Source organism: Paenarthrobacter sp. NPDC090522 (assembly GCF_044769225.1).
Lineage (GTDB): Bacteria > Actinomycetota > Actinomycetes > Actinomycetales > Micrococcaceae > Arthrobacter.
Window position 1 is genome coordinate 1 of the sequence record NZ_JBIVXL010000006.1, and the last position, 15,968, is coordinate 15,968.

15 protein-coding genes and 2 rRNA genes are annotated in these 15,968 nt (G+C 64.8%); 12 read left to right on the forward strand and 5 right to left on the reverse strand.

Going from position 1 to position 15,968, the window contains the following annotated elements; translation table 11 throughout:
• Together ACIQT2_RS08910 and rrf are read left to right on the forward strand one after the other, a co-directional pair.
• Positions 1-212 (forward strand): 23S ribosomal RNA (locus ACIQT2_RS08910); the annotation flags it as partial.
• 152 nt (positions 213-364) lie between these two features.
• Positions 365-481, forward strand: a 5S ribosomal RNA gene (rrf, locus tag ACIQT2_RS08915).
• A gap of 209 nt (positions 482-690) precedes the next feature.
• Here rrf and ACIQT2_RS08920 read toward each other — a convergent pair.
• Positions 691-1,677, reverse strand: a complete 987-nt coding sequence (locus ACIQT2_RS08920) for a hypothetical protein (protein ID WP_402945659.1) — start codon at positions 1,675-1,677, stop codon at positions 691-693.
• A gap of 6 nt (positions 1,678-1,683) precedes the next feature.
• Between ACIQT2_RS08920 and ACIQT2_RS08925 the strand changes: the two genes are divergently transcribed.
• From ACIQT2_RS08925 to xerD, 9 genes are all read left to right on the forward strand, one after another.
• Positions 1,684-2,508, forward strand: a complete 825-nt coding sequence (locus ACIQT2_RS08925; protein ID WP_402945661.1) for a hypothetical protein — start codon at positions 1,684-1,686, stop codon at positions 2,506-2,508.
• Positions 2,501-3,487, forward strand: a complete 987-nt coding sequence (locus tag ACIQT2_RS08930; protein ID WP_402945663.1) for an HAD-IIA family hydrolase — start codon at positions 2,501-2,503, stop codon at positions 3,485-3,487. The genes ACIQT2_RS08925 and ACIQT2_RS08930 overlap by 8 nt, the downstream gene beginning before the upstream one ends.
• A 9-nt stretch (positions 3,488-3,496) precedes the next feature.
• Positions 3,497-3,757, forward strand: coding sequence for a hypothetical protein (locus ACIQT2_RS08935; protein WP_402945665.1), 261 nt, complete (start codon positions 3,497-3,499; stop codon positions 3,755-3,757).
• 3 nt (positions 3,758-3,760) lie between these two features.
• Positions 3,761-4,573 carry a TlyA family RNA methyltransferase gene (locus ACIQT2_RS08940; protein WP_402945667.1) on the forward strand — a complete coding sequence of 271 codons (813 nt, stop codon included), beginning with the start codon at positions 3,761-3,763 and terminating at the stop codon, positions 4,571-4,573.
• Positions 4,574-4,586: 13 nt separating this feature from the next.
• Entirely contained in the window at positions 4,587-5,609 is a 1,023-nt protein-coding gene (locus ACIQT2_RS08945) for an NAD kinase (protein WP_397322947.1), read from the forward strand.
• Between the two features lie 3 nt (positions 5,610-5,612).
• Entirely contained in the window at positions 5,613-7,352 is a 1,740-nt protein-coding gene (recN, locus tag ACIQT2_RS08950; RefSeq protein ID WP_402945670.1) for a DNA repair protein RecN, read from the forward strand.
• A gap of 135 nt (positions 7,353-7,487) precedes the next feature.
• The gene (locus ACIQT2_RS08955; protein WP_400334728.1) at positions 7,488-9,233 is read left to right on the forward strand and encodes a CTP synthase; all 1,746 of its coding nucleotides are present in this window, start codon (positions 7,488-7,490) and stop codon (positions 9,231-9,233) included.
• A gap of 28 nt (positions 9,234-9,261) precedes the next feature.
• A complete protein-coding gene (locus tag ACIQT2_RS08960; RefSeq protein WP_402945672.1) occupies positions 9,262-9,924 on the forward strand; it encodes an NUDIX domain-containing protein in 663 nt (220 codons plus the stop codon).
• A 2-nt stretch (positions 9,925-9,926) separates the two neighbouring features.
• On the forward strand, positions 9,927-10,886 hold the full coding sequence (xerD, locus tag ACIQT2_RS08965; RefSeq protein ID WP_402946074.1) for a site-specific tyrosine recombinase XerD: 960 nt from the start codon (positions 9,927-9,929) through the stop codon (positions 10,884-10,886).
• A 5-nt stretch (positions 10,887-10,891) separates the two neighbouring features.
• Here xerD and ACIQT2_RS08970 read toward each other — a convergent pair whose 3' ends face one another.
• Positions 10,892-11,704 (reverse strand): hypothetical protein, encoded by an 813-nt coding sequence (locus ACIQT2_RS08970; protein ID WP_402945674.1) that lies wholly within the window; start codon positions 11,702-11,704, stop codon positions 10,892-10,894.
• A gap of 57 nt (positions 11,705-11,761) precedes the next feature.
• On the opposite strand from ACIQT2_RS08970, the gene ACIQT2_RS08975 reads away from it, so the two are divergent.
• Entirely contained in the window at positions 11,762-12,256 is a 495-nt protein-coding gene (locus ACIQT2_RS08975) for an 8-oxo-dGTP diphosphatase (protein WP_402945676.1), read from the forward strand.
• Between the two features lie 61 nt (positions 12,257-12,317).
• Here ACIQT2_RS08975 and ACIQT2_RS08980 read toward each other — a convergent pair whose 3' ends face one another.
• From ACIQT2_RS08980 to ACIQT2_RS08990, 3 genes are all read right to left on the reverse strand, one after another.
• Positions 12,318-13,457 (reverse strand): bifunctional 2-methylcitrate synthase/citrate synthase, encoded by a 1,140-nt coding sequence (locus ACIQT2_RS08980; protein ID WP_402945678.1) that lies wholly within the window; start codon positions 13,455-13,457, stop codon positions 12,318-12,320.
• Between the two features lie 73 nt (positions 13,458-13,530).
• Positions 13,531-14,436, reverse strand: coding sequence for a methylisocitrate lyase (gene prpB / locus ACIQT2_RS08985; protein WP_402945680.1), 906 nt, complete (start codon positions 14,434-14,436; stop codon positions 13,531-13,533).
• Positions 14,437-15,957 carry an MmgE/PrpD family protein gene (locus ACIQT2_RS08990; RefSeq protein ID WP_402945682.1) on the reverse strand — a complete coding sequence of 507 codons (1,521 nt, stop codon included), beginning with the start codon at positions 15,955-15,957 and terminating at the stop codon, positions 14,437-14,439.
• Between the last annotated feature and the right edge of the window lie 11 nt (positions 15,958-15,968).

Consider the following 15,968-nt stretch of genomic DNA (forward strand, 5'->3'; position numbering starts at 1 on the left):
TGTACTGCCAAGTGCACCGCTGATTAGCTACGTTCGGATGGGATAACCGCTGAAAGCATCTAAGCGGGAAGCTCGCTTCAAGATGAGATTTCCACGCACTTCATGTGTGAGAGGCCCCCAGCCAGACCACTGGGTTGATAGGCCGGATGTGGAAGCGAGGACTAAAGACTCGTGAAGCTGACCGGTACTAATAGGCCAACAACTTACACCACCCAAAAAACACACTGCACGCGTCCACTATGTGGTTCCCAACCAACAACACCAGTTGAACAACAGGAACCAACACAACCAAATACACAACCAAGCACCACAGTTGTAACCACACAAAGCTTCCCAACCCCCAACAGGGTACGGGTAAAAAGGTTACGGCGGTCATAGCGTGGGGGAAACGCCCGGTCCCATTCCGAACCCGGAAGCTAAGACCCACAGCGCCGATGGTACTGCACCCGGGAGGGTGTGGGAGAGTAGGACACCGCCGGACAACCATTCAGGTCGAGGCCCCCCAACCACCAGGTTGGGGGGCCTCCCAGTTTAAGAAGCGAAAATGCCCGAGAACAAGTTGTGAGACTTGCCACGGGAACACTATGAGGCACCCTGGGGGTTCGGCTCCAGAAGTACGGTCGCCTAGAATTGCATAAGACAAACGAGCCGGCATCAGCTATTGCCGGCGGCGTGACAACGAAATAAGGGTTATGAGCGACTACGCACGCGCCACTGGTCGGCTCGCAACAGGAGGAATCCATAATGGCTGAGCACAACGGCGGCAATCGAGGCGGCAATCGCGGTAACTTCGGCGGGAATCGTGGTGACCGAGGGTCCTACCGCCCCAACAACAACTCCGGTGGTGCCCCCCGAGGCTTCCGCTCCAGGGAAAACCGCGACGGCAATGACCAAGGCCGTCCCTATGGCGAGCGTCCTGCCCGTGATGGGGAGCGCCGTCCGTACAACAGTGACCGCAAGTCTTTCGGAGAGCGTTCCGAGCGTGGCTTCGATCGTCCGCGTCGTGATGGCGATGACCGTCGTAGCTTCGGTGATCGTCCGCGTCGTGACGGCGACGAGCGTCGTTCGTTTGGTGGCGACAGGAAGCCTTTCGGTGACCGCCCGCGCCGTGACGGTGATGACCGTCGTAGCTTTGGTGATCGTCCGCGCCGCGATGGCGATGACCGTCGTAGCTTTGGTGATCGTCCGCGCCGTGATGGTGACGAGCGTCGTTCCTTTGGTGACCGCCCGGCACGTGGCGGCGAGCGTCCTTCCCGTGATGGTGAGCGCCGGTCGTACAACGGTGACCGCAAGCCCTTCGGTGACCGCCCGGAACGTGGTCCGCGGAACTTTGACGGTCCGCGCCGTGACGATGACCGCCGCGCTTTCGGTGATCGTCCGCGCCGTGACGATGACCGCAAGCCCTTCCGCGATCGGAACGACCGTGACCGGAATGACCGCAGTGGGGATCGTCGGTCCTTCGGGGAGAACAGGCCCAGTGGTGGCCGTTTCGGCGAAGGCCGCGAAGACCGTCCCGCCCGTGTGCCCAACGCCAAGGACATTCGTAGCGCCAACCGTCCGGACCGCGAGCGTTCGCCGGAGATCGACGCGGATGTCACGGGCAATGAACTGGACCGGGCCACGGGTCACCAGATCAAGACCCTTGAAGACCAGAATGCCGGTTGGGTCGCCAAGCACCTGGTCATGGCAGGACGCCTGATCGATGTGGAACCTGAGCTCGCGTTCCAGCACGCCCTCGCTGCGAGCCGTCGCGGTGGCCGTTTGTCTGCAGTCCGCGAGGCTGTGGGCCTGACGGCATACGCTGCCGGACACTACGGTGAGGCACTGCGTGAGTTCCGTACGTACCGCCGCATCAGCGGCTCCAACGTGCACCTGCCGGTGATGGCTGACTGTGAGCGTGGTTTGGGCCGCGCCGACCGTGCCTTGGACATGGTTCGTTCACCCGAGGCCCAGGACCTGGACGCTCCGGGCAAGGTTGAGCTTGCCATTGTGGCTTCGGGCGCCCGTGCCGACCTGAACCAGTTGGATGCAGCGGTGGCCGAACTCGAGATCCCGCAGCTGGACATCAACCGGGCCTTCTCCTACAGCCCCCGTTTGTTCCGTGCCTACGCCGAGGCCCTGACGGCTGCCGGCCGCGCTGACGAAGCAGTGCGCTGGGAGCGCCAGGCCGTCGTGGCCGAGAACGCCCTGGGCGTCGGCGAGTTCGCGGAGCCGGAGATCCTTGACCTCGGTTGGGACGAAGAGGACGAAGCAGCCGAGCGCAAGCCCCGTTTCCAGAAGCAGGACGGTGACGCCGCCGTCGGGCAGGGCGAAACTGACACTGTGATCGCCGAAGCCGCGGCCGCGGACGCTGCCCACGAGGACGTTGAAGTGGACGACGCCGAGTCCGACTACTTTGAATCCGACGACCCCGAGTCCGACATCGATTCCGCCGAGGACGAGGACGAAGACGAGGCCGAGGATGCTGAAGACAACGAGACCGCAGGAGACGAGTCCCGGAATGGCTGATGCGCTGATTGAGTCGTTTGACGCCGTTCTCTCCGATCTTGACGGCGTGGTGTACGCAGGGCCGCACGCCATCCCGGGCGCCGTGGAGTCGCTGCAGCGGCTGGAGACCGTGGGCGTCGGCTTGGGCTACGTGACCAACAATGCGTCGCGGACGCCGGCCCAGGTTGCCGCCCATCTGAGGGAACTGGGGGCGCCGGCAGAGGACCACCAAGTGGTGAGTTCCTCGCAGGCCGCGGGCGAACTGCTTGCTTCGATGCTTCCGTCGGGCGCACACGTCCTGATTACAGGCAGTGCGGCCTTGGCCCATGAGATCGAGCTGGTGGGCCTCAAGCCCGTGCACAGCGCAGCTGAACATCCGGTGGCAGTGGTGCAGGGTTTCAACCCTGAGATTGGCTGGAAGGAGCTCGCCGAGGCCTCCTACGTCGTCGCTGGCGGGGCCAAGTGGTTCGCCACCAACACGGACATGTCCATTCCGCAGGCCCGCGGAATGGCTCCGGGCAACGGCACCCTGGTGGCGGCTGTTGCCGCAGCGACCGGGCAGTATCCCCTGGTTGCGGGCAAGCCGGAAGCGCCCCTGTTCCACGCCGCTGCGAAGCGGCTCAAGGCCGACCGGCCGCTTGTGGTGGGCGACCGCCTGGACACCGACATCCTGGGTGGTAACCGCGCAGGATACGCGACGGCGGCAGTCCTGACCGGCGTCGATACGAAGCACACCATCCTGGCCGCCCGGACTGATGAACGGCCGACGTACTTGCTGTCGGATCTCACGGAGCTCTACGAGCCCTATCCGGACGTCGTCGGAGAAGACCACTCGTTCCGTTGCGGGGAGGCATCCGCCTCCGTGGAGGACAATGTTGTGACCGTCATTGGTTCCGAGGACGATCTCGATGCCTGGCGCGCGGCGTGTGCGGCCTGGTGGAGTGCTGTGCCGGATGCCTCCGAAGCGCAGGCGCCGAAGCTTGAGTGGCGTTCTCACTAGACTGGTGCGATGACCGAGTCCCCTGAAGAAACACCATGGCCCGGGCCTGCCGCCCCCACGGGTGAAACGGCGGTCGACCGGACCCTGGAACTGTTGAACGCAGTTCCGGGGACTCCGGTTTCGGAGCATGCGGACTTGTACACGGCCCTGCATGATTCGCTGTTGGAGGCCCTCGACGCCGAACCCGGCCTCCCGCCGGCCGCGGCGGGACAGACGGCGAGACAAGCGGCGGGACAGCCGGCCGCCGACACCCCGGAAGGCAACAGCTAGCGTATGGCACGACTCGATCAGGAACTCGTCACCCGTGGGCTGGCGAGGTCCCGGACGCATGCGGCCAAGCTCATTGCCGATGGCAAGGTCACGTCCGGCGGCGCCGTCCTGTCCAAGGCTTCCCAGCCGGTGGATGCCGGGACAGCCTTGCAGGTGGAACCCCATCCGGAGGATGCCTACGTCAGCCGCGCAGGTCACAAACTCGCCGGTGCACTGGCAGCCTTCCCGGACGTGGTGGTCGCCGGCCGGAGGTGCCTCGACGCCGGTGCCTCCACCGGCGGTTTCACGGACGTCCTGCTGAGGCAGGGCGCCGCCCAGGTGGTGGCGGTGGACGTCGGGCACGGCCAGTTGGTCCAACAGCTTCGGGACGACCCGCGGGTGGATGTCCATGAGGGACTCAATGTCAGGTACATGACGCCCGATCAGATCGGTGGGGCCGCGTCCCTGACCGTGGCAGACCTCTCTTTCATTTCCTTGACGTTGGTCCTGGAGCCACTGGCGGCCTGCACTGCGCCGGGCGGTGACCTGGTGCTCATGGTGAAGCCGCAGTTCGAGGTTGGCAAGGAACGCTTGAGCCGCACCGGCGTGGTGTCGTCCGAACAGGAACGACGCCGGGCAGTCGCCCAGGTGGTGCGGGCCGCGGTGGATACCGGCCTGGAGGTGCAAGGCCTCGCAGTCAGTCCGTTGCCGGGCCAGGACGGAAATGTTGAGTACTTCCTGTGGATGAAACGCAGGATGTCGGCGGTGTTGCCTAAGATCGAAGAGCGGGACGGGGACGTTGCTGCGTTGATGGAATCACTCTGGCCGAACCACTAGAAAGCAGAACCCGATGAGCAGGCACGTATTGGTCCTTGCCCACACCGGACGGGAGGAATCGCTCCGCGCGGCGTGGGATGCCTGTACCCAACTGCATTCTTCCGGACTTGTTCCGGTGTTGCAGAAGTCCGAGCTGGCCGACGTCGAACGCTTTTTCGGCGCCGTGGATACGCCCATCGAGATCCTTCACGATCACGTGAGCCTGGAAGACGTCGAACTGGTGATGGTGCTTGGCGGCGACGGCACCATCCTGCGCGCTGCCGAACTCGTCCGCGAAGTGGATGTTCCACTGCTGGGGGTGAACCTTGGCCATGTCGGATTCCTGGCTGAGAGCGAGCGTGCGGACCTGGCCCAGACCGTTGAATGGATTGCCAGCCGCCAGTACACGGTGGAAGAGCGCATGACCATCGATGTCCAGGTGTGGATCAAGGGCCAAAAGATCTGGCACACGTGGGCGCTCAATGAAGCAGCCATCGAAAAAGCCAACCGTGAGCGCATGCTGGAAGTGGTCACCGAGGTGGACGAACGTCCGCTGACCTCGTTCGGCTGTGACGGTGTGGTCCTGGCAACTCCAACAGGTTCCACGGCCTACGCTTTCTCTTCCGGCGGCCCGGTTGTTTGGCCGGAAGTGGAGGCGTTGGTGATCGTGCCGATCAGTGCCCACGCCCTTTTCGCCAAGCCCCTGGTGGTATCCCCGAGGTCCAAGCTGGCCGTAGAGATCATGAACCGGACGGATGCCTTGGGTGTGTTGTGGTGCGATGGCCGGCGTTCGGTGGACCTGCCGCCCGGAGCACGCGTCGAAGTGACCCGCTCCGCCACGCCAGTCCGGCTGGCCCGGACCCACATGACCCCGTTTTCCGCCCGGCTGGTCCGGAAGTTCCAGCTACCCATCCATGGCTGGCGTGGTCCCGCCCCACGCAGCGGCGAAGTCCACACCGGCCCGATCCCCGTGATCCGCACACCGTCGCCGGCACCCTTGCCGAGCCCGCACGAGCCTGGGCACGGTGAACCCTCCGACCCCACGAATGCGAAGTGAAGCATGCTTGAAGAACTCCGAATCCGTGACCTTGGCGTCATCACCGACGCCGCCCTCCCGCTCGGCCCTGGCCTGAGCGTCGTCACAGGTGAAACCGGCGCCGGCAAGACCATGGTGGTCACCGCCGTCGGGCTTCTCCTGGGCGCCCGCTCGGACGCCGGTGCCGTACGCAGCGGCGCCAAGTCAGCATCCGCCGAGGCGGTACTGAAGCTCGACCCGCAACACCACGCCGTGGAGCGCACCCGCGAGGCCGGCGGCGAAGCGGAAGAGTACGACGGCGTGGCTGAACTCCTGCTTGCCCGTACCGTCAGTGCCGACGGACGCAGCCGGGCTTACGTGGGTGGGCGGACGGCGCCGGTAGGCGTCCTGGCGGAGTTGGGGGAGAGCCTGGTGGTGGTCCATGGCCAAACGGACCAGATCAGGCTCAAGGGTGCGGCAGCGCAAAGGCATGCCCTGGACCGCTTTGCCGGACCATCGTTGGCCAAGCCGCTGGGGGAGTACCAGGAGCTGTACAAGCACTGGAAGTCGATTCAGTCCGAGCTGGAGACGCTGCGCAACGAGGCCCGTGAACGCTTGCGCGAAGCGGAGTCGTTGGATGCCGCGCTGACCGAGATCGATGAGATCGATCCCCAGCCCGGCGAAGACGAGGCACTCAAGGCCGAAGCTGTGAAACTGGCCAACGTCGAAGAGTTGCGGATCGCCGCGGCATCAGCCCATGAGTCCTTGATCGCGGAGGAGTTCGGTGAGTCCGGCGATGCCACCTCCTTGGTGGATGCGGCCAAGCGGACCCTCGAACAGGTGGCAGACCATGATGAGGCGCTCGGCGCTGCGGCTGCCAGGCTGGCCGAGGTTGGGTTCCTCCTGAACGACATCGCGGCCGAACTGTCCAGCTACCAGGCCGCCCTGGACACCGAGGGACCCGAGCGACTGTCCGAGATCGAGGAACGCCGCGCAGCGCTGGCCAAGCTGATCCGCAAGTACGCCCCGAGCATCGACGAGGTGCTGGAGTGGGCCGCCGTGGCGCGGATCCGCCTTGACGAACTCCAGGACGACTCGACCCGCATCGAATCCCTGGACGCGGAAGTGGCCGCGTCGGAAGATAAGCTGCGCAAACTGGCAGCGGCCATGACCAAGGCGCGGCAGAAGGCCGCCAAAGACCTCTCTTCCCGGGTCAGCGCAGAGCTGAAGGCCTTGGCCATGGCCGACGCCACGTTGGTCATTGAGCTCGAGGACAGCGGCTCCCTGGGCCCCTGGGGAACCGACGAGATCGCGTTCCTGCTCCGACCGCACTCCGGTGCCCCGGCGAGGCCTTTGGGCAAGGGTGCATCCGGCGGTGAACTGTCCCGCGTCATGCTGGCCATCGAAGTGGTCCTCGCTGCCGTGGACCCGGTTCCGACGTTCGTCTTCGACGAGGTGGACGCCGGCGTCGGCGGGCGTGCCGCCGTCGAAATCGGACGCCGGCTGGCCATGCTGGCCCGGCACGTCCAGGTGCTGGTAGTCACGCACTTGCCCCAGGTTGCCGCGTTTGCTGACCAGCACATCCGGGTCATCAAGACCTCGGTGCGCGGCGCGGATGGCAAGACCACCTCTGGATTCACCTCCAGCGATGTCCAGTTGTTGTCCGAGGAAGAACGGGTCAAGGAACTCGCCCGCATGCTGGCCGGGCAGGAGGACTCGGAGTCCGCGCAGGCCCACGCCCAGGAGCTCCTGGACGACGCGAAACTCCTTCCGCAGCAGGCCTAGTGGCCGGGAGAGGCACTGCGAGGACAATTACATTCAGTGCACTTTGTTCCGGCCGAACCCTTGATTGCAGGCAGGTAACTGGGCAACCATGGACCATTTGGGGAATCCGGACAGGACGCTTGGAAGGCGTAATTGATGATAAGCTCGAATTCCGTGGTGCAGCGATCAAATTCCCGTGTAAATTCCCGGTTCCCGGGCTCGTCCAAGACGACCAAACACATCTTCGTCACCGGCGGTGTGGCGTCCTCGCTCGGTAAGGGACTGACGGCTTCGAGCCTCGGCCACCTGCTGCGGGCACGCGGTTTGTCTGTAACTATGCAGAAGCTCGATCCCTACCTGAACGTGGATCCGGGCACGATGAATCCCTTCCAGCACGGCGAAGTGTTCGTGACTGACGACGGCGCCGAGACCGACCTCGACATCGGACACTACGAGCGCTTCCTCGACGAGAACCTTGAAGGTTCGGCCAACGTCACAACCGGCCAGATCTACTCCACGGTCATCGCGAAGGAGCGCCGCGGCGAGTACCTTGGCGATACTGTCCAGGTCATCCCGCACATCACTGACGAGATCAAGCGCCGCATGCGCCTGCCCGCCGAGGGCAAGAACGCTCCGGACGTCATCATCACCGAAATCGGTGGAACCGTTGGCGACATCGAATCGCAGCCGTTCCTGGAGTCAGCCCGCCAGGTCCGCCAGGACATCGGCCGGACGAATGTCTTCTTCCTCCACGTATCCCTGGTCCCGTACATCGGACCTTCCCAGGAGTTGAAGACCAAGCCGACGCAGCACTCCGTCGCGGCCCTGCGCTCCATCGGCATCCAGCCCGAAGCGATCGTGATCCGTTCGGACCGCGAAGTTCCCGAAGCCATGCGGGAGAAGATCGGCCGCATGTGCGACGTCGACATCGACGCCGTGGTCAACGCCGCCGATGCTCCGAGCATCTACGACATCCCCAAGACCCTGCACTCCCAGCAGTTGGACTCCTATATCGTCCGTGCCCTGGACCTGCCGTTCAAGGACGTGGACTGGAGCAAGTGGGACAAACTGCTTGAAGCCGTGCACAACCCGAAGCACGAGGTCGAGGTTGCCCTGGTGGGCAAGTACATCGACCTTCCGGACGCCTACCTTTCGGTGACCGAGGCACTGCGCGCAGGCGGATTCGCCAACGAGGCGAAGGTCAAGATCCGTTGGGTTCCCTCCGACGAATGCGAAACCCTCGCAGGTGCCACCAAGTCCCTGGCGGGCGTGGACGCGATCTGCGTTCCGGGTGGTTTCGGCATCCGTGGACTGGAAGGCAAGCTTGGCGCCCTGAAGTTCGCCCGTGAAACCAAGCTCCCTGTCCTGGGCCTGTGCCTTGGCCTGCAGTGCATGGTGATCGAGTACGCCCGCAACGTGGTTGGCCTGGAGGGTGCTTCCTCCAGCGAGTTCGAGCCCGACTCCAAGTTCCCGGTCATCGCCACGATGGAAGAGCAGTTGGACATCGTGGACGGCAAGGGAGACCTCGGCGGCACCATGCGCCTGGGGCTCTACGAAGCCAAGCTCGACGAAGGCTCCGTGGTAGCCGAAACCTACGGCACCACGTCAGTGAGCGAACGCCACCGCCACCGGTACGAGGTCAACAACAAGTACCGTGACCAGATCGCGGCCGAGGGCCTGGTGTTCTCCGGTACCTCACCCGATGGCAAGCTGGTGGAGTACGTGGAGCTTCCCCGCGACGTGCACCCGTACTACGTCGCCACCCAGGCGCACCCCGAGCTCAGCTCGCGTCCTACGCGTCCGCACCCGCTGTTCGCAGGCCTGGTGAAGGCTGCACTGGATCGCCGTGAAGGTGGAGCTGTCGAAGCAAAGCAGGCCGCCGACGCGGTAGCTGCCAAGTAAACAAACCGCACAAGCAAAGGACGGCGCGATGCCCGGTACTTCTGAAACCCCCAGCACAATACGGCAGGTTTCGGACGTGCCGAGCCCGCGCCGTCTTTTGTCCTCCAGCAAGGTCTATGAGGGCCGCATCTGGGATGTGGTCAGCGATTCCTTCCAGCTCGGCGAGGACACCGACACACTGGTGCGAGACTATATCGACCACCCCGGTGCCGTGGCCGTGTTGCCCATGAACGTGGATGGCGAAATTCTTCTGTTGAAGCAGTACCGCCACCCGGTGGGCATGGACCTCTGGGAAATCCCCGCAGGCCTCCTGGACGTGGAGGGTGAAGACTTCGTGGTGGGGGCTGCCCGTGAGCTGGCGGAAGAAGCGGACCTCACCGCGGCAACCTGGAACGTCCTTGTGGACTTCTTCAACTCGCCGGGCTCTTCCAGCGAGGCCGTCCGAATCTACCTGGCCCGCGGCCTCAGCGGCGTTCCGGAAGCCGAACGCCATGTCCGGACGGACGAAGAAGCCGAGATTGAGCTGCACTGGATTCCGTTGGACGATGCCGTGCAGGCCGTCCTTGAGGGCCGGCTGCACAACCCCTCCGCGGTCCTTGGCATCCTTGCCGCGGCCGCTGCTAAAGCTGACGGCTTCCGCAGCCTCCGCCCGGCCAATGCTCCTTGGCCGGCACACCCGAGCCAGCGCTGAGCATGGCCGAGGCCGCCACCCGGACTGCCACAGCCATTGACCGTGGGATCACCGATTACCTGCAATACGTGGGAGTGGAACGCGGCTTGGCGGCGAACACCCTTGCCGCGTACCGCCGGGACCTGGGCCGCTATGCCAATTTCCTTGCCGCGCAAGGGGTCGGCGAGCCCGGCGGAGTAACCCGTCACCATGTCACGGCGTTTGTGCAGGCCCTGTCCGACGGCGCCGACGGTGCATCCGTCCTGGGCGTTCGTTCGGCGGCCAGGACCGTGGTTGCGGTGCGGGGTTTGCATAAGTTTTGGGCTCTTGAAGGCCTGACCACCTCCGACCCCGCGGGCGACGTCCACCCACCCATGCCCGGGAAGAGGCTTCCGAAGGCCATCAGCGTGGATGAGGTGACCCGGATCCTCGAAGCTGCCGGCACGGAGACAGCCACAGGCCTGCGGGACCGCGCCCTCCTGGAGTTCCTCTACTCCACGGGTGCCCGCATCAGCGAGGCCGTGGGCCTGGACGTGGACGACGTCTCCCTTCAGGAAACGGGCCCTGGCCCGGCCATTGTCCGGCTGTTCGGCAAGGGATCCAAGGAACGCCTCGTACCCCTCGGCTCCTACGGCGCCCGGGCAGTCGGAGCTTACGTTGTCCGCGGCAGGCCGCTCCTTGCGTCCAAGGGCAAGGGCACCCCGGCCCTGTTCCTCAACGCGCGCGGCGGCCGGATCAGCCGGCAGAGCGCCTGGACCATCCTGAAGACCGCGGCTGAGAAAGCGAATATCACCAAGGATGTTTCGCCCCACACACTGCGGCATTCCTTTGCCACCCACCTCCTGGAAGGCGGAGCGGATGTGCGCGTCGTGCAGGAACTGCTGGGCCATGCCTCGGTGACCACCACGCAGGTGTACACCCTGGTGACGGCTGATACGTTGCGTGAGGTTTATGCTGCAGCGCATCCCCGGGCGCTTGGGTAGCCGCCCTAGCCAATTACGCTGAACGTCAGCTCTACTGCGTCCACGAAGACGGCCAGCAGCGATGTTCCCAGGCCGGCCACCAGGAGCAATCCGGGGTGGGCCAGGCCCACCACGACGCGCTTGAGGGCGGGCCGTCCGCGGAGGAACTTCTTGGGCACCCGGGTCTTCAACGGTATTTGCCGCCAACCACGCAGCCTGCGCAGGAACCAGGCACAGCGCACAATGAAGGCCATCCACAGCACGGACAACACCAACGGTACCGATGCCACCATCAGGTTGAAGCCCAAGGCCGTGACTTCCTTTTCGGAATCACCGATCACCGTTTGGACGGTGGTGGAGATGGAAGCGCTCATCACCACGGAGGCGGCCCACACCATGAAAGCGGCCACCAGCGCCAGGAACCGCACGAAGAAGTGGCCCAGCACGGTCGCGTCCACTGCTTTAAGGTGGCTGCGCGGGGTCGCGTGAAGGACCACCAACGTGGACACCAGCGTGGGCAGCGCGGCTACCAACACCAGCAGGTACCAGGTCCAGCCAGCCAGGTCCACCACTTCGTCCAGGACGATCAGCCCGGACCACAGCACCGTCCAGGCCCACCCGGAGTACAGGGGGTGCGCCACCAGCCAGCGCGGCAACCACGCGTCGCGGTCCGGAGCGGCCGTGGAAACCGGACCATCCGTTGGAGCCTCTGGACCTGCCACTTGGGTCACCGGATCTGGTGCAGGGACCACCGCTTCGGCCGACGGGGTCCCGGGTACTTCGGCAGCATGCTCGACGGCGGCCGTCGCCGCCCGCGGTTTACCCCCGGCTTCGTTCATGGGCTCACTGTAGCAATGGCGGCCGGACGGGGGGGAGATCGGGTTAAGGTGGGCAGCATGACTGCAGCCCATGTGACGTTGTGCTTTCTCCTCCGCGATGACGCGGAGGGCCAGTACGTCCTTCTCGGAACCAAGAAGACCGGATTCGGCAGCGGCAAGGTGGTGGGTGTCGGCGGCCATGTCGAGGCCGGTGAGACGGCCATTGAAGCCGCATGCCGGGAGGTTATGGAAGAGATCCACGTGGTGGTCGATGCCGCTGACCTCGTCCCCGCAGGAACCGTGGACTTCATTTTCCCCGCCAGGCCCGAGTGGAACATGGCCACCACCGTCTTCCTCACCCGGAGCTGGGAGGGCGAACCGTCCGAGAGCGATGAAATCGCGCCCGGCTGGTACCCGGTGGAGCAGCTGCCGGTGGAGCGGATGTGGGCCGATGCCGAGCACTGGCTTCCGGCCATGATTTCCGGCCGCCGCATCGCCGTGCGGGTGGAACTCGCGCCGGACAACCAGAACGTGGCGGGCGTCCAGACCAGGGAATGGACGGGCGTCGAGTGACGGTACGGCGCCGACTCACCCCAACAGAAGCGCACGACGGCGGGCCGTGGTGCTTGACCCGTTAGGGGACGTGCCGCTCTTCCGGTCCGTTGTATTCGCTCAGTGGGCGGATGAGTGAGTTGGACGCCAACTGCTCCATGACGTGGGCGGTCCAGCCGGTGATGCGGCTGGCGACGAACAGCGGCGTGAAGGTCTGGGTGTCGAATCCCATGAGGTGGTACGTGGGACCGGCCGGGTAGTCGAGGTTGGGCTTGATGGCCTTGGCCTCGTCCATGGCCTGCTCCAAGCCGTTGTAGAGTCCCAGGAGTTCAGGCCGTCCGTAATGGGCGATCATCTTGTCCAGGGCGGCTTTCATGGTGGGAACGCGGGAGTCGCCGTGCTTGTAGACGCGGTGGCCGAAGCCCATGACCTTCTTCTTCTGCGCCAGGGCGTCTTCCATCCACGTACGCGCCCGGGCTGCCGCGTCCTCCAGGGATTCCTCAGGGCGGATGCCGATTTCGTCGAAGGTGTGCATGACGGCCTCGTTGGCGCCGCCGTGCAAGGGGCCCTTGAGTGCCCCGATCGCCGCCGTCACCGCGGAGTGCAAGTCGGAAAGCGTCGAAGTGACCACGCGGGCGGTGAACGTGGACGCATTGAAGGAGTGCTCGGCGTAGAGGATCATCGAGACGTTGAAGGCCTCGACCACCTCGTCCACCGGTTCCTCGCCGAAGGTCATCCAGAGGAAGTTTGCCGAGTAGTCCAGATCGTCCCGTGGTTCCACCACGTCCTGGCCGCGCCGCCTGCGCTGGTCGTAAGCCACCACGGCAGGCATGGCTGCCCACAGATCCACAGCCTTCTTCTGGTTGGCAACAGGTGAGGAATCCTCGGCAAGTTCGTGACGGGCGCCCAGCACCGAGGCCGCGGTCCGGCAGACATCCATGGGATGTGCGCTTGTCGGGAGCGTGTCGATGACCGACTTGACCACGGGATCCAGTGCGCGGCCGGCGCGCTCGCGGGCCGTGAACTCTGCCAGTTGCGACTCGTCCGGCAGTTCGCCGTTCCACAGCAGGTAGGCGACTTCCTCGAAACTGCACTTGGCTGCCAGTTCCTGCACCGGGTACCCGCGGTACAACAGGGAGTTGGTGTCCGGATTGACCTTTGAAACGGCGGTGTAGTCCACCACGACTCCGGCGAGGCCCTTTTTGATGTCTTCAGCTGCCATGCTGAACTCCTTCGTTCTTGTGCAGGCCACCGGAGGGATCCCGGTTGCCTGCGTCCCCTATGATGATCCGGACCTAGCGGATGCCAGGAACCTGGAAGTTGAAAACGCCGGTATCGAATTGGTTGTATGCCTCGTAATCCACGAGGTCGTAGAGGCGAGCACGCGTAAGCATGTTTTCCACTTGCGCTTCCTGGGTCCCCGCAGCCTTGATCGATTCCAGAGTACGCTCTGCAGCGCCCATGGCAATGCGGAGCAGCGTGACTGGATAAATGACCATGTTCACCCCGACGCTTTGGAGCTGGTTCACGGTGAAGAGCTCGCTTTTTCCGAACTCGGTCATGTTGGCCAGGATGGGCACGTCCACGGCGTCGCGGATGGCTTGGAACTCGCTGAGGTCGCGCATGGCTTCGGGGAAGATCGCGTCGGCGCCGGCATCCACCAGGGCCTTGGCCCTGTCCTGCGCCGCTTGGAGGCCATCCACGGCCCGGATGTCGGTGCGGGCCATGATGAGGAAGTTCGGGTCCCGGCGGGCGTCGGCGGCGGCGCGGATGCGTTTGGTGGCGGTGTCGAGGTCCACGACGTTCTTGCCGTCCAGGTGGCCGCAGCGTTTGGGGTTGAACTGGTCCTCGATGTGGCAGCCGGCCAGGCCGGCGTTTTCGAGTTCCTGGACGGTGCGGGCCACGTTCATGGGTTCACCAAAACCGGTATCGGCGTCCACCAGGGAGGGCAGATCGGTCATGCGGGCGATCTGGCCCGCCCTGGTGGCGACTTCGGTGAGGGTGGTCAGGCCGATGTCCGGCAGGCCAAGGTCGTTGGCCAGGACCGCGCCGGAGATGTAGACCCCGGCGAAGCCCTTTTCCTCGATCAAGCGCGCGGAGAGCGGGTTGAACGCGCCGGGGAACTGCTGGACAGTCCCGGAGCTGAGGAGTTCGCGGAGCTTCGCCCGCTTCTGTTCGGGCGTGGTTTTGGAGTACAGCATTTAGAACAGTCCCTTAGGCGCGTTATTGGGGTCGATGACGCCGGGGGCGGCGGTGATGTTGAGTTGGTCGAGTTCGCCTTCGCCGAGTGCGGCGACGCGTTCGACGGCGGCGAGGAACCGTTCGATTTCGGCCTCCTCCACCAAACCGGCCGCAAGGGTGCGGAACTTGTTCACGTACTGTTCGCGGGCGAACGGCCGGGCTCCGAGCGGGTGCGCGTCGGCGACGGCGATCTCGTCAGTGACCACGGTTCCATCCGTGAGTGTAATGACAACAGTGCCGCCGAAGGCCTTCTCCGCGATGTCCAGGGAGTGGTAGCGGCGGGTCCATTCCGGGTCTTCCACGGTGGTGACCTTGTGCCAGAGTTCCACGGTGTCCGGGCGTGTGGCGCGTTCGGGGGCGTAGGAGTCCACGTGGTGCCAGGCGCCGTCCTGCAGGGCGACGGTGAAGATGTAGGGGATGGAGTGGTCAAGGGTTTCCCGGGACGCCGTGGGGGAGTACTTCTGGGGGTCGTTGGCGCCGGAGCCGATGACGTAGTGCGTATGGTGGCTGGTCTTGATCAGCACTGAGGCCACGTTGGCCGGGTCGGTGGTTTCCGGGTGTTCACGGTTGAGTTTGCGGGCCAGGTCAATCCAAGCCTGTGCCTGGTACTCGGCGGAGTGTTCCTTCGTGTACGTGTCCAGGATGGCGCGCTTGGCCTCGCCCTTCTCCGGCAGCGGTACCTCGTAGGAGGCGTCCGGGCCGTCGAGCATCCAGGCGATCACGCCGTCTTCGCCTTCGTAGATCGGCACGGGGGACGTTTGTCCACGCATGGCCCGGTCCGCTGCCTCGACGGCCATCTTTCCAGCGAAGGCCGGGGCATGGGCCTTCCACGTGGAGATCTCGCCCTTGCGGGACTGCCGGGTGGCGGTGGTGGTGTGCAGGGCCTGGCCAACGGACTGGAAGATGGTCTCCACATCCAGGCCCAGCAGGGTGCCGATGCCTGCGGCTGCGGAGGGGCCGAGGTGGGCTACATGGTCGATCTTGTGCTTGTGCAGGCAGATCGCCTTGACCAGGTTCACCTGGATCTCATAACCCGTGGCGATCGCCCGGACCAGGTCGGCACCGTTGGAGCCCACGTGCTGGGCGACGGCCAGGATCGGCGGGATGTTGTCGCCGGGGTGGGAGTAATCCGCAGCCAGGAACGTGTCGTGGTAGTCCAGTTCACGGACGGCCACGCCGTTGGCCCACGCAGCCCACTCCGGCGAAACCCGCTCCTCGATACCAAACACCGAAGCGCCCTTGCCGTTGGCAGAGGGTCCGTGGGTGAGGGCCTGGGCACGGGCGGCGACGATGGGCGCGCGGTTAAGCGAGGCGATCGCCACCGATGCGTTATCGATGATCCGGTTGATCACCATGTCCGTCACTTCGGCCGTGACCTCCACAGGATCAGCCGCGACCACGGCGATCTTGTGAGCCAACTGCTCCTCGCGGGGCAGGTTCTCCTCGGACTTGTAAACGCGGACGTGATGGTTCTGGACCATGGTGCTCCTTT